The organism is Pseudomonas sp. THAF187a (assembly GCF_009363395.1).
GTDB classification, from domain to species: Bacteria; Pseudomonadota; Gammaproteobacteria; order Pseudomonadales; family Pseudomonadaceae; genus Aquipseudomonas; species Aquipseudomonas khazarica.
On the sequence record NZ_CP045349.1, the window covers coordinates 4,937,921 to 4,950,476 of the forward strand.

The following is a 12,556-nucleotide window of genomic DNA, read 5'->3' on the forward strand; positions in this document are numbered from 1 at the left end:
GCAGAATTTCCCGCTGCCCGTTCCTGAACGGCCTGCCCTACGGTCGCACCCGACCCACATGGCACCCCGCAGGCCTGTCCCTGCGCCGTTATTTCCTGCGCAGGTATCGCTTCGATGTCACCGATCGACCTCAACTCCGACATGATGTATCGCCTGCTGGTGCAGAGCGTGGTGGATTACGCCATCTACCTGCTCAGCCCCGAGGGCGTGGTGACCAACTGGAATGCCGGTGCCCAGCGGGCCAAGGGCTACCGGGCGGCGGAAATCGTCGGCCAGCATTTCTCGGTGTTCTACAGCGCGCAGGAGCGTGACGCCGGCGTGCCGCAACGCGGCCTGCAGCAGGCCCGTGACACCGGGCGTTTCGAAGCCACCGGCTGGCGCCTGCGCAAGGACGGATCGTCGTTCTGGGCGCATGTGATCATCGATGCCGTGCGCGACGATGAGGGCCAGCTCATCGGCTTCGCCAAGATCACCCGGGACTGCACCGAGCAGCAGCGCCTGCAGAACGAACAGCGCGAGCAGGAGCGGCGTTTCCGCCTGCTGGTGCAGGGCGTCAAGGACTACGCCATCTACATGCTCGACCCGCAGGGCCATGTGCAGAACTGGAACGCCGGCGCGCAACGGGCCAAGGGCTACAGTGCCGGCGAAATCGTCGGGCAGCACTTCTCGCTGTTCTACACGCCGGAAGATCGCAGCACTGGCCTGCCGCAGCGGGGCCTGGAGACTGCCCACCGCGAGGGCCGCTTCGAGGCCGAGGGCATCCGCCTGCGCAAGGACGGTTCAGCGTTCTGGGCCCACGTGATCATCGATGCGGTGCGCGACGACGAGGGCCAGCTCATCGGCTTCGCCAAGATCACCCGCGACATCACCGAGCGCCGCCAGCACGAACAGGAGCTGCTCAAGGCCAAGGAACTGGCGGAAAGCTACAGCGAGGAGATGAGCAACCTGTCGCGCTTTCTCGACTCGGTGATCGGCAACATTCCCGCCAGCCTGATCGTCAGGAACCCGCAATCCGGGGAAATCCTGCTGGCCAACCCGCAGGCCGAGCGCCTGTTCGGCTGCAGCGCCCAGGCCATGGTCGGCCAGCATCCACAGGCCTGCCTGGCAGCGGGCATCGCCCGCTATATCGAAGAACAGACCGAACAGGGCATCCGCGCCAAAACCGGCTACCTGCGTGAACAGTCCCTGGAGACCCCGCTGGGCCTGCGCACGCTGCGTACCCGCGTGGCCCTGAGCAACGGCGGGGCCAACCAGGCCAGCTACGTGCTGATGATCGCCGAGGACGTCACCGACGAACTGGCCGCGCACGCGCAGATTCATCACATGGCGCACCACGATGCACTGACCGGGCTGGCCAACCGCACGCTGTTCGCCGAGCGTCTGCAGGAAGCCCTCGCCGAGAGCGCGGTCGAGCGCTCGCTGGTCGGCGTACTGTGCCTGGACCTGGACAACTTCAAGAACATCAACGACGCGCTCGGCCATGCCTTCGGCGACCGCTTGCTGCGCGCGCTGGCGACCCGCCTGAAAGGCACGCTGCGCGATCAGGACACCCTGGCCCGCCTCGGCGGCGACGAGTTCGCCATCGTCCTGCGCAACCTGGATTGCCCCGAGAGTGCCCATCGCACCGCCCAGCGCCTGATCGACGTGGTCGCGCCGAGCTTCATGATCGACGACCACAGTTTCAGCGTCGGCCTGAGCGTGGGGGTGGCCATCGCACCGAACGACCACCAGAGCGCCGACCAGCTGCTGCGCTACGCCGATCTGGCGCTGTACGAGGCCAAGCGCAACGGGCGCAATCGCTTCGAATACTTCCAGCCCGAACTGGATGCCGCCGCGCGCCGCCGCCGCACCATGGAGATGGACCTGCGCACCGCCCTGCACCTGGGCCAGTTGCAGCTGCACTACCAGCCGATCATCGACCAGCAGCACGGGCAGATCTCCGGCTACGAAGCGCTGATGCGCTGGCATCACCCGCTCAATGGCCTGGTGATGCCCATGGACTTCATTCCGCTGGCCGAGGAAACCGGGCTGATTCACGAGGTGGGCGCACGTGCGCTCAACCTCGCCTGCCAGGAAGCGGCCAGCTGGAATACCGAGCAGACCGTGGCGGTCAACCTGTCGCCCGTGCAGTTCAGGAACCCCGAGCTGGTCAGGATCGTCGCCCTGGCCCTGCAGGACTCGGCACTGGAGCCTCGGCGCCTGGAGCTGGAGATCACCGAGTCGGTGCTGCTCGACAACAGCGACGGCAATATCGAGACGCTCAAGCGCCTCAAGGCCCTGGGGGTGAACATCGCCCTCGACGACTTCGGCACCGGCTACTCCTCGCTGAGTTACCTACGCTCGTTCGCCTTCGACCGGATCAAGATCGACAAGTCGTTCATCAACGACATGGTCGACAGCCCCGAGGCGATGTCGATCGTGCGCGCCATCACCGGCATGAGCAGCAGCCTGCAGATCAAGACCACCGCCGAGGGCGTGGAAACCGAAGAACAGCTCGAACAACTCAAGGCCCAGGGCTGCTCGCACTTCCAGGGTTTCCTGTTCGGCCATCCGCAGCCGGCCAACGAGCGCAAGCGGCAGTGACCGCGGGCAGGCGCTGACGCCCGCCCGCCGCCCCGTTCAGCCGCGCAGGATCATCTCCGCAGCGCGCTCGCCGATCATGATGCACGGCGCGTTGGTGTTGCCGCTGATCAGCGTCGGCATGATCGAGGCATCGGCCACGCGCAGGTTGCTCAGGCCGCGCACCCTGAGCTGCGGCGAGACCACGGCGGCCTCGTCCGTGCCCATCTTGCAGGTGCCCACTGGGTGGAACACCGTGGCGGCGTTCTCGCGCAGGTGTGCCAGCAGCTGTTCGTCACTCTGCACCTGCGCGCCGGGCAACATCTCCTTGCCACGAATGGCGTCGAACTCCGGCTGGGCGAGGATGCTGCGCGCCAGCTTGACCCCCTCCACCAGCACCCGCGCGTCGGCCTCGTCACTGAGGAAGTTGAAGTCGATGCTCAGGCTGCGGCCCTCGCCCAGGCGCACCTCGCCGACGCTTTTCGGGCGCAGCACGCAGGTGTGGATGGCGTAGCCATGGCCCCACTCGAACAGGCGCCCGCGATGGCTGCGATAACCCGGCACGAAGTGCATCTGCACATCCGGCAGGTCACCCGCCAGCGGCGTGCGGGCGAAGCCGCCGGCCTCGACGTAGTTGGTGGTCAGCCAGCCCATCCTGCGCGCCAGGTACTGGAACGGCGAGGCCAGCACCTTGGGCAGCGAGCCGATGGAGAAGCCCAGCGACAGCGGGCTCTTCGAGCGCACGGTGAGCGTGCCGTCGATATGGTCCTGCAGGTTCTTGCCGACTCCGGGCAGGTCGACCTTGCTGGCCACGCCCGCCGCCTCCAGCTCGGCCCTGGGGCCGATGCCGGATTTCAGCAGGATGTGCGGCGAGCCCAGCGCACCGGCGCAGAGGATGGTCTCGCGGCTGCACTGCAAGGTGCGCCACTGGCCCTTCTCGCGCAGTTCCAGGCCGCTGACGCGCTCGCCGTCGAGCAGCAGGCGCTCCACCTCGCAGCCGGTCAGCACGGTGAGGTTGCTGCGCTGGCGCACCGGGGCGACGAAGGCGCGGTAGCTGGACAGACGCCTGGCGTCCTTCTGGGTGACGTTGTACAGGCCGACACCCTCCAGGCTGCCGCCGTTGAAATCGTCGTTGCGGCGCAGGCCGATATGGCTGGCGGCACTGATGTAACGCTCGGACAACGGGTTGGGGTCACGCGGCTTGTCCACCAGCAGTTCGCCCAGCGTGCCGTGGTAGTGCAGGGACTGGCCGAGGCGGTTGCCCTCGGACTTCTTGAAGTACGGCAGCACGTCGCGCCAGCCCCAGCCGGGGCAGCCGGCGGCTTCCCAGCGGTCGTAGTCGCTGGCGTCGCCACGGATGTAGATCATGCTGTTCATCGCACTGGAGCCGCCGAGAGCCTTGCCACGCGGGGTGTGCAGACGACGCCCGGCGAGGTGGCGCTGCGGCGCGGAGAAGTAGTTCCAGCTGAACACGCGGCTCTTGTACAGGGTGATGGTGCCAGCCGGCACCTGCACCCGCGGGCTAGCGTCGCTGCCGCCGGCCTCGATCAGACAGACGCGCACGGCCGGGTCCGCGCTCAGGCGGTTGGCCAGCACGCAGCCGGCCGAACCGGCCCCGACGATCAGGTAGTCGAAGCTGTCCGCCATCTCAGTGCACCTCTTCCATGTCGTCGTGCAGCAGGCCGAGGATGTGTCGCTTCATGCGGATGAACTCGGGCTCCATCACCACGTCGAGGTTGCGCGGACGCTCGATCGGCACGTCGAGGATTTCCTTGATCCGCCCCGGACGCGCGCCCATCACGTAGATACGGTCGGCGAGCAGGATGGCTTCATCGATGTCGTGGGTGACGAACACCACGGTCTTCTTGCTGTTGCCCCAGACCTGCAGCAGCAGTTGCTGCATCTGCAGACGGGTCTGGCTGTCGAGGGCGCCGAAGGGTTCGTCCATCAGCAGGATCTGCGGGTCGTTGGCCAATGCCCGGGCGATGGCCACGCGCTGCATCATGCCGCCGGAAAGCTGCTTGGGAAAATGCTCGGCGAACTTGTCCAGGCCGACTTCCTGCAGGTAGAACTCGACGATGGTGCGCATCTCGGTGGCCGGCAGCCCCCGGCGCTTGAGGCCGAACTCGATGTTCTGGCGCACCGTGAGCCAGGGGAACAGGGTGTAGCCCTGGAACACCATGCCACGGTCGGCACCGGGGCCATCGACCTTGCGCCCGCCGACGTAGATATCGCCCTCGGTCGGTTCGTTGAGGCCGGCGGTGAGGTACAGCAGGCTCGACTTGCCGCAGCCGGAGGGGCCGACGATGACCGCGAACTGCTGGTCCGGCACCTCGAAGGAGACCCGCTCCAGCGCGGTGAAGGTGTCCCCCGCAGGCGACTGGTAGCGCAGGCTGACGTTGTCCACCTTGAGCCGTGCGGCGACCTCGGCGTACTGACTGAGCGCCGGCATGATGTAGGGTTTCTTGGCTATTGCGCCCATGCGGCAATCCTCAGTCGAAGCAGACGGAACAGTTGATCGGTGATCAGCCCGAGCAGGCCGATGATGGCGATGGCGAGGAAGATCACATCCACCTGGAAGCCACGCATGGCCTTGAGGCTGATGTAACCGAGGCCGCTGGAGGCGGCGACCAGTTCGGCCACCACCAGGTAGGTCCAGGCCCAGCCCATGGTCACGCGCAGCGTGTCGAGGATGCCGGGCAGGGAAGCCGGCGCCAGCACGTGCAGCACCACGTCACGGCGGCTGGCGCCGAGGGTGTAGCTGGCGTTGAGCAGGTCCCGCGAGACGCCCTTGGAGACGTCGGCGATCATCACCAGCTGCTGGAAGAACACGCCGAAGATGATCACCGAGACGCGCTGTTCCAGACCGATGCCGATCCACAGGATGAACAGCGGCACGAAGCTGGTCACCGGCAGGTAGCGGATGAAGTTGACCAGCGGCTCGAGAAACGCCTGGACGATGCGGAAGCTGCCCATCAGCAGGCCCAGCGGCACCGCCACCAGGGAGGACACGACGAAGCCGATCAGCACCACTTCCAGGCTGGCCAACACATGCTTGCTCAGGGTGCCGTCGGCGGCCAGGCGCACGCCAGCGGCGACCACGTCGCCGGGGGTCGGCAGAAACATCGACGGCACCACGCCGCCATACGACAGGACGGCCCACAGGCCAAGCACCAGCAGCCAGCACAGGCCGCTGACACCGAGCACCAGACGGCCCGGCAGATCGACTTTCGGGGTCAGGCAGCGCTGCACCCAGGATTTTTGCGTGGCCATGAACCACCTCGTGTTGCGGGTATTGAAGAAGCTGAGCGCGCAGTCGGCCCCTCTGCCGCAGGGGCGGGCACCGTGGGGGCGCTTCAGCGGCGACGCTCGCGGCTGAAGCCCCTCCCACAGGGCCCCTTCTGCGCAGAAGGGTTACGGCGTGACGAACGAGGTATCCACCAGATCCTCGTAGCGCACCGCGTAGGGCTTGCCCTGCAGGCTGCTCCAGGTTTCGTTGGCCAGCTTGATGATCTCGGCGATGTCACCGGCCTTGCCGGGAGTACCGAGCAGCTTCTCGCTCATGGCCTGGTCGTAGAACTTCACGCCCTTGGCCGCTTCGGCCAGGTCCTTGGGATCGGACAGGTAGCCGCCAACGCCCTTGGCCATGATTTCGTGGGCCTTCTCCGGGTTGCTCCGGGTGAACTCGACCGCCTTGTACAGGCCGGCGACCAGCGCCTTGACGTCTTCCGGCTGCTTCTCGATGACGTCGCAGTCCAGTGCCACCACGTCGACGATCACGCCGGGCGTCTCGCCGCTGTCGACCAGCACCTTGCCGCTGCCCTTCTGCTTGACCATGGTCAGGTTCGGCTCCCAGGTCACCGCGGCGGGCACGTGACCGGCGATGAAGGCCGAGGCAGCGTCGTCGGCCGTCATGTTCTGCACCTCGATGTCGCTCATGCTCATGCCGGCCTTCTTCAGCAGGTAGCTCAGCCAGAACTGCGACACCGAACCCTCGTTGACCGCCACTGCCTTGCCCTTGAGGCCCTGCATGTCGGCGATGCCCTCCTGCACCACGATGCCGTCGCCGCCATGGGATTCGTCCAGCGCGGCCACGGCCTTGAAGCAGAAGTCCTTGGAGCGGTACTTGAGGATCTCGTCGATGGTCGAGGCCGAGCCGGACAGCTTGCCCGAGGCCTGAGCGGCCATGTACATCGAGGCTTCCTCGATGGTGGTCAGCTGCAGGTCGAGGCCGGCGTCCTTGAAGTAGCCCAGGTCACGGGCCAGGTACAGGGTGCCGTAGCCGACCCAGGTGGTGTGGCCGATGGACAGGGTCCCGGCCTGGGCGCTGGCGGCCATGCCGGCAGCCAGTGCGGTGCAGGCGAAGGTACGGACGAAACGGTGGCGCAAGGATGATTTCATGAAGCACTCCCACAGCCTGTTGGCTCGTTATTGGTTTACGTGGGGCAGGATTGGCCAGGGGCCGAATTGCATGTGCATGGGGCCAGCCTCGTCGGGCCGATCCTGGTTCTTGCCGCCCTCTGCGGGGCGGTTCCGGGTGATGCCTGTCGCTTTGTTCGCTTTCGCAGGAGCGGCTGGGCGGCATTCCGCTGCAGCCGCGATTCAGGTTTCTCGCGGCTGAAGCCGCTCCTACAGGTACATCTCGCCTGTTACAGCAGGTTCAGCTCGCGCCCGGTGCGATCCACCGCGCGCCGGGTCTTCTCCACCAGCTCGTCCAGCTCGGCGTGGGTGGCCACCAGGGCTGGCGCCATGATCATGCGACCGAGGGTGGAACGGATGATCAGGCCCTCGTCGAAGCCGACGGTGCGGCAGTGCCAGGCGATGTCGTTCTCGTTGGCGAAACGCTTGCGCGTGGCCCTGTCTTCGGCGAACTGCAACGCGGCGACCAGCCCGGTGCCCTGGACGTCGCCGATCAGCGGGTGATCCGCGAAGGTCTCGCGCAGCAGCTTCTGCAGGTAAGGGCCGGTGTCGGCCTTCACCCTCTCGACGATGCGTTCGTCACGCAGCGCGGTGAGGTTGGCGATCGCCACGGCCGCCGCCACCGGGTGGCCGGCATAGGTCAGGCCATGGGCGAACACGCCGCCTTCCTGCACCAGGGCATCGGCGATGCGCTTGCCCAGCACCAGGCCTCCCATGGGGATGTAGCCGGAGGTCAGGCCCTTGGCGATGGTCAGGGTGTCCGGCTCGAAGCCGAAGTGCTGGTGGGCGAACCATTCGCCGGTGCGGCCGAAGCCACCGATCACCTCGTCGGCGCACAGCAGCACGTCGTACTGGCGGCAGATGCGCTGCACCTCGGCCCAGTAGCTGGGCGGCGGGAAGATCATGCCGCCGGCGCCCTGGAACGGCTCGGCGACGAAGGCCGCGACGTTCTCGGCACCCAGCTCTAGGAGCTTCGCTTCCAGCTCGCGCGCCGCCTTGAGCCCGAAGGCCTCCTCGCTCAGCTCGCCGCCCTCGGCGAAGTAGTAGGGCTCGCCGATGTGGGCGAAGCCCGGCAGCATGCCGCCCATTTCATGCATGAAGCCCATGCCGCCGAGCGCGGTGCTGCCCAGGGTGGAGCCGTGATAGCCGTTCCAGCGGCCGATCATGATTGTCTTGCTCGGCTTGCCGACCACCTGCCAGTAGCGGCGCACGGTGCGGATCAGCACCTCGTTGGCCTCGGAGCCGGAGTTGGTGTAGATGGCGTGGCTGTAGTGCGCCGGCAACAGGCTGAAGAGCAGCTCGGACAGCTCCACCACGCGCGGATGCGTGGTGTGGAAGAACAGGTTGTAGTACGGCAGCTCCTCCAGCTGACGGCTGGCCGCGGCATTCAGGTCGGCACGGCCATAGCCCAGCGCGGTGCACCACAGCCCGGACATGCCGTCCAGATAGCGCTTGCCGTCGCTGTCCCAGAGGTTGAGGCCCTGGCCCTTGGCGATGACCAGCGCACCCTCCTCGTTGAGCGCTTTCTGATCGAGAAAGGCATGGATATGGTGCGCCGCATCCAGCGCCTGATATTCCTGAGTCGTGTGCTTCGGGGCAGTCATCGCAAGGCTCCTGGGTTATCCGGTCATCAGCTCAGCGGAGCTGGAACCATGTCGTTTTAAGTTGCGTGTACTTGTCGAACGAATGCAGCGACAGGTCGCGGCCGAAACCGGACTGCCGGCCACCGCCAAAGGGCGTGGCGACGTCCAGCGCATCGACGGTGTTGACCGAGACGGTGCCGGCCTTGAGGCGGCGGGCAACGCGGTGGGCGCGGTTGAGGTCGTCGCTCCACAGCGAGGCGGCCAGGCCGTAGACACTGTCGTTGGCCAGGGCCACGGCCTCGTCCTCGCTGTCGAACGGCAGCACCGCCAGCACCGGACCGAAGACTTCCTCGCGGGCCAGGCGGCTGTTCGGCGCCACGCCGGTGAAGATGGTCGGCTCGACGAAGTTGGCCGAGCCGCCGATCGTCAGTTGCCGGCCGCCGGAGACGAGGCGCGCACCCTCGGCCCGGGCGCCGTCGATAAAGTCCATGATCCGCGCCGTCTGCCGCGTCTCGACGATGGCGCCGGCGCGGCTGGCGGGATCCAGCGGATCGCCGGGCAGCCAGTCGCGCGCCTGGGCCTGCAGGCGTTCGACGAACTGGTCGTGGATCGAGCGCTGCACCAGCAGGCGCGAGTTGGCCGAGCACACTTCGCCCTGGTTGAAGAAGATGCCGAAGGCCGCCTTCTCGGCGGCCAGGTCGAGGTCCTGGCAATCGGCGAACAGCAGATTGGCGCTCTTGCCGCCGCACTCCAGCCACACCTGTTTGAGGTTGGACTGCGCCGAGTAAGCCATGAAGTATTTGCCCACCTCGGTGGAGCCGGTGAAGGCCAGGCAGTCGACGTCCATGTGCAGGCCAAGGGCCTTGCCGGCAGCCTCGCCGAGCCCCGGCACCACGTTCAGTACCCCTTCCGGCAGGCCGGCCTCAAGCGCCAGCTCAGCCAGGCGCAAGGCGGAGAACGGCGACTGCTCGGCAGGCTTGAGCACCACCGAGTTGCCGGCCGCCAGCGCCGGGGCGAGCTTCCAGGCAGCCATGTCCAGCGGGAAGTTCCACGGCACCACGGCGGCGACCACGCCCAGCGCCTCGCGCGTGATGGTGGCCAGCACGTTGGCCGCGCTGGGGGCGACTTCGTCGTAGCGCTTGTCGAGGCTTTCCGCGTACCAGCGGAACACGCCGGCGGCGCCGGGCACGTCGATGTTCCAGGCGTCCATCACCGGCTTGCCCATGTTCAGCGAGTCGAGCAGCGCCAGCTCATCGCGATTGGCCAGGATCAGCTCGGCCAGGCGCAGCAGCACCTGCTTGCGCTCGGCCGGCGTGCGTTGCGACCAGACACCCGCTTCGAACGCCTGGCGGGCACTGCGCACGGCCAGATCGACCTCGGCTTCAGCACAGGCGGCGACCTGCGCCAGCACCTGGCCGCTGGCCGGGTTGATGGCCGCGAAGGTGGCGCCGGACAGCGCCGCCACACGGCGCCCACCGATGATGGCCTGTTCGATGAAGCCTTGCTGCCGAGCGCGTTGCTGCCAGTCGCTGAGTTCGTACACCGCAGTCCCCTTAACCGTCTGGTGGTTGCGGAACTGATGGTGGCGCAAGCCCGAAGATAGGAAAAATATTAAAAATGTCGCCGGGACATACGAAAAAGCTCGTCACGCCAGCACCAAAGCAGTGCAGCTCGCCAGCTCCTTGTGCACGCGTCGCCAACGCCCCCGTGACGCCGCGGCATGCCTGCCGGCGCCGCGCCATGACGGGATTGGCGGGCGCACTCTTTCAGCGCATGCTCATCGGCACGGCGGCCCGTTCGCGGCGGTGGAATTCGCCACGCTGCGCGCCCAGGCCTGCCTGGCGAGCCGATCGCGGCGGCACCCTGGCGATCACCCCGGGCGTGTACGGCTTTTGCAGGCAGGCGTGCAGACGCCGCTGGCCAGCAAAAATATGGCCACTGGCAAAGAAGATGCTCACCTGCACGGCACCCGAGTGCGGGTATGGTGAACGTCGCAACGAACATCATCAGAGGTTTGCGTGGCTGCCTACACCCTGCGTCAACTCAAGTACTTCGTCACCACCGTCGAATGCGGCAGCGTCGCCGAGGCGTCACGCAAGCTGTACATCGCGCAGCCGTCGATCTCCACGGCGATCAAGGGCCTGGAAGAAAGCTTCGGTGTGCAGCTGTTCATCCGTCACCACGCCCAGGGGGTTTCGCTCACCCCGGGCGGGGCGCGCTTCTACCGCAAGGCGCAGGAACTGCTGCGCATGGCCCGTGAGTTCGAGCAGAACGCCCTGGCCGACAACGACGTGGTAGCCGGACAGATCGACATCGGCTGTTTCGAGACGGTCGCGCCGCTGTACCTGCCACGCCTGATCGCCGGCTTTCGCCAGCGCTACCCGGGCGTGGAGATTCGCCTGCATGACGGCGAGCAGCATGAACTGGTGCAGGGCCTGACAGCCGGCCGCTTCGACCTGGCGATCTTCTACGAGCATGACCTCGACGGCACCATCGAGACCGAACCGCTGATGCCGCCGCAGCGCCCCTACGCCCTGCTGCCCGAGGGCCACCGGTTCGCCGCCCAGGCCCAGGTATCGCTGCGCGACCTGGCGCTCGACCCGATGATCCTGCTCGACGTGCTGCCGAGCCGTAACTACTTCGTCAGCATCTTCGAGGAGCTGGGCTTGTCGCCCAACATCCTGTTCAGCTCGCCGTCGATCGAGATGGTGCGCGGCATGGTCGGCCAGGGCTTCGGTTTCTCCGTGCTGGTCACCCGCCCGCACAGCGACATCACCTACGACGGCAAGCGCGTGGCGTGCGTGAACATCGCCGAGGACGTCACCGGCTCCGGCCTGGTGGCCGCCTGGCTCAAGCGCGCCCAGCTGACCAAGCCGGCCCGGCTGTTCGTCGACTACTGCAAGGAAGAGCTGGGCGAGGCGGCACCGCTCTGAACGAGTTCCCGGATTGCATCCGGGCTACAGGCAGCGCTGCTCGTATCGCCTGGATGCAATCCGGGGCCGTCGCCTAGTCGAACACAGGACGGAAGAAGCTGCGCTCGTAACTCAGGATGCAGCGCGTGTCCTCGGCGTAGCGGAAGGCGGCCTGGCAGTCGGCGTCGGCCAGCGAATCCTGGCGATAGCGCTCGTATTCGGCCAGGCTGGGGAAGCTGAACAGCGCCAGGGCCACGTTGTTGGCGCCTTCCGATGGCAGGAAGTAGCCGTGGTGCGTACCGCCGAACTTCTCCACCAGGGGAATCCACAGCTTGGCGTAATGCTCGAATTCCTCGAGCTTGTAGGCATCGACGATGTAACGCAGGTAGCAGGTGACCATGGGTCGTCCTTGTCGCAGGTTGAAACGGGACTGGCGATGGAAGCACAAGGGCCGCCGCTCACGCCATCCTTCGGCTCAGTGAATCTCGATGGGCGTGCCGTTCGCCACGCGGAGCCAGATCTCGCGCATCTCGTCGTTGCTCACGGCGATGCAGCCATCGGTCCAGTCCCAGAGGTGGTGCAGCGGACCCAGCCAGCCCCAGCCATTGGGCAGGCCATGGATCATGATATTGCCGCCCGGCGCCTCGTCGCGCGCCGCAGCCGCGGCCTCGTCCCGGGCATTGGGGTAGGAGATGTGCAGGCTCAGGTAGGCCATCGACCTGGGGTTGCGCCAGTCGATCAGGTAGCGCCCCTCGGGGGTACGCTCATCCCCCTCGCGCTGCTTGTGCCCGGCATCGCCAGCCGCACCGAGGGCGATGCGGTACTCGCCCAGCACCTGGCCGTCACGCCACAGCTGCATGCGCCGCTGCGCCTTGTCCACGGTGATCAGGTCCGCCTGTTCGGCCGCCACCGGCGCGGGTTCCGGGCCGCCCGCCAGGCGCCCCATGATCTTGGTGTAACCCAGTGGCAGCGCCACCAGCAGTGCCATTCCCAGTAGCCATCCACGCTTCACCAGCGGCCTCCTGCCATTCCCTCGGTGTCTTCGCGCGCCACCTTAGCAGAAGGCAGGCGCAGCACCGTGCG

Annotated in this window: 11 protein-coding genes; 2 read left to right on the plus strand and 9 right to left on the minus strand. The window is 66.8% G+C overall.

Annotated features, from left to right (window positions below; all coding sequences use genetic code 11):
* The first annotated feature begins 114 nt into the window (after positions 1 to 114).
* Positions 115 to 2,583 carry an EAL domain-containing protein gene (locus FIV02_RS23070; protein ID WP_256663026.1) on the plus strand — a complete coding sequence of 823 codons (2,469 nt, stop codon included), beginning with the start codon at positions 115 to 117 and terminating at the stop codon, positions 2,581 to 2,583.
* A gap of 36 nt (positions 2,584 to 2,619) precedes the next feature.
* Here FIV02_RS23070 and FIV02_RS23075 read toward each other — a convergent pair whose 3' ends face one another.
* From FIV02_RS23075 to FIV02_RS23105, 7 genes are all read right to left on the minus strand, one after another.
* Complete coding sequence (locus FIV02_RS23075) at positions 2,620 to 4,206, minus strand: GMC family oxidoreductase (protein ID WP_134677672.1); 1,587 nt, start codon at positions 4,204 to 4,206, stop codon at positions 2,620 to 2,622.
* A gap of 1 nt (position 4,207) precedes the next feature.
* Positions 4,208 to 5,041, minus strand: coding sequence for an ABC transporter ATP-binding protein (locus FIV02_RS23080; protein WP_037051320.1), 834 nt, complete (start codon positions 5,039 to 5,041; stop codon positions 4,208 to 4,210).
* On the minus strand, positions 5,029 to 5,832 hold the full coding sequence (locus FIV02_RS23085) for an ABC transporter permease (RefSeq protein WP_037051317.1): 804 nt from the start codon (positions 5,830 to 5,832) through the stop codon (positions 5,029 to 5,031). The genes FIV02_RS23080 and FIV02_RS23085 overlap by 13 nt, the downstream gene beginning before the upstream one ends.
* A 141-nt stretch (positions 5,833 to 5,973) precedes the next feature.
* On the minus strand, positions 5,974 to 6,960 hold the full coding sequence (locus FIV02_RS23090; RefSeq protein ID WP_152489900.1) for an ABC transporter substrate-binding protein: 987 nt from the start codon (positions 6,958 to 6,960) through the stop codon (positions 5,974 to 5,976).
* Positions 6,961 to 7,208: 248 nt separating this feature from the next.
* Positions 7,209 to 8,582, minus strand: coding sequence for an aspartate aminotransferase family protein (locus tag FIV02_RS23095; RefSeq protein WP_152489901.1), 1,374 nt, complete (start codon positions 8,580 to 8,582; stop codon positions 7,209 to 7,211).
* Between the two features lie 31 nt (positions 8,583 to 8,613).
* A complete protein-coding gene (locus FIV02_RS23100) occupies positions 8,614 to 10,104 on the minus strand; it encodes an aldehyde dehydrogenase (protein WP_152489902.1) in 1,491 nt (496 codons plus the stop codon).
* 223 nt (positions 10,105 to 10,327) lie between these two features.
* Positions 10,328 to 10,525 carry a hypothetical protein gene (locus tag FIV02_RS23105; protein ID WP_152489903.1) on the minus strand — a complete coding sequence of 66 codons (198 nt, stop codon included), beginning with the start codon at positions 10,523 to 10,525 and terminating at the stop codon, positions 10,328 to 10,330.
* Between the two features lie 54 nt (positions 10,526 to 10,579).
* Here FIV02_RS23105 and FIV02_RS23110 point away from each other — a divergent pair, with 54 nt between their 5' ends.
* Entirely contained in the window at positions 10,580 to 11,494 is a 915-nt protein-coding gene (locus FIV02_RS23110) for a LysR family transcriptional regulator (RefSeq protein ID WP_152489904.1), read from the plus strand.
* 73 nt (positions 11,495 to 11,567) lie between these two features.
* Here the strand turns inward: FIV02_RS23110 and FIV02_RS23115 are convergent, their stop codons facing one another.
* Both FIV02_RS23115 and FIV02_RS23120 read right to left on the minus strand, forming a co-directional pair.
* A complete protein-coding gene (locus FIV02_RS23115; RefSeq protein WP_037051302.1) occupies positions 11,568 to 11,873 on the minus strand; it encodes an NIPSNAP family protein in 306 nt (101 codons plus the stop codon).
* A gap of 75 nt (positions 11,874 to 11,948) precedes the next feature.
* Positions 11,949 to 12,485, minus strand: coding sequence for a murein L,D-transpeptidase family protein (locus FIV02_RS23120; RefSeq protein WP_244230036.1), 537 nt, complete (start codon positions 12,483 to 12,485; stop codon positions 11,949 to 11,951).
* Positions 12,486 to 12,556 lie beyond the last annotated feature (71 nt).

Excerpts from the sequence above, each read along its gene's own strand:
- FIV02_RS23070 (WP_256663026.1), top strand. The coding sequence starts at position 115 with ATGTCACCGATCGACCTCAACTCCGACATGATGTATCGCCTGCTGGTG.
- FIV02_RS23075 (WP_134677672.1), bottom strand. The coding sequence starts at position 4,206 with ATGGCGGACAGCTTCGACTACCTGATCGTCGGGGCCGGTTCGGCCGGC.
- FIV02_RS23080 (WP_037051320.1), bottom strand. The coding sequence starts at position 5,041 with ATGGGCGCAATAGCCAAGAAACCCTACATCATGCCGGCGCTCAGTCAG.
- FIV02_RS23085 (WP_037051317.1), bottom strand. The coding sequence starts at position 5,832 with ATGGCCACGCAAAAATCCTGGGTGCAGCGCTGCCTGACCCCGAAAGTC.
- FIV02_RS23090 (WP_152489900.1), bottom strand. The coding sequence starts at position 6,960 with ATGAAATCATCCTTGCGCCACCGTTTCGTCCGTACCTTCGCCTGCACC.
- FIV02_RS23095 (WP_152489901.1), bottom strand. The coding sequence starts at position 8,582 with ATGACTGCCCCGAAGCACACGACTCAGGAATATCAGGCGCTGGATGCG.
- FIV02_RS23115 (WP_037051302.1), bottom strand. The coding sequence starts at position 11,873 with ATGGTCACCTGCTACCTGCGTTACATCGTCGATGCCTACAAGCTCGAG.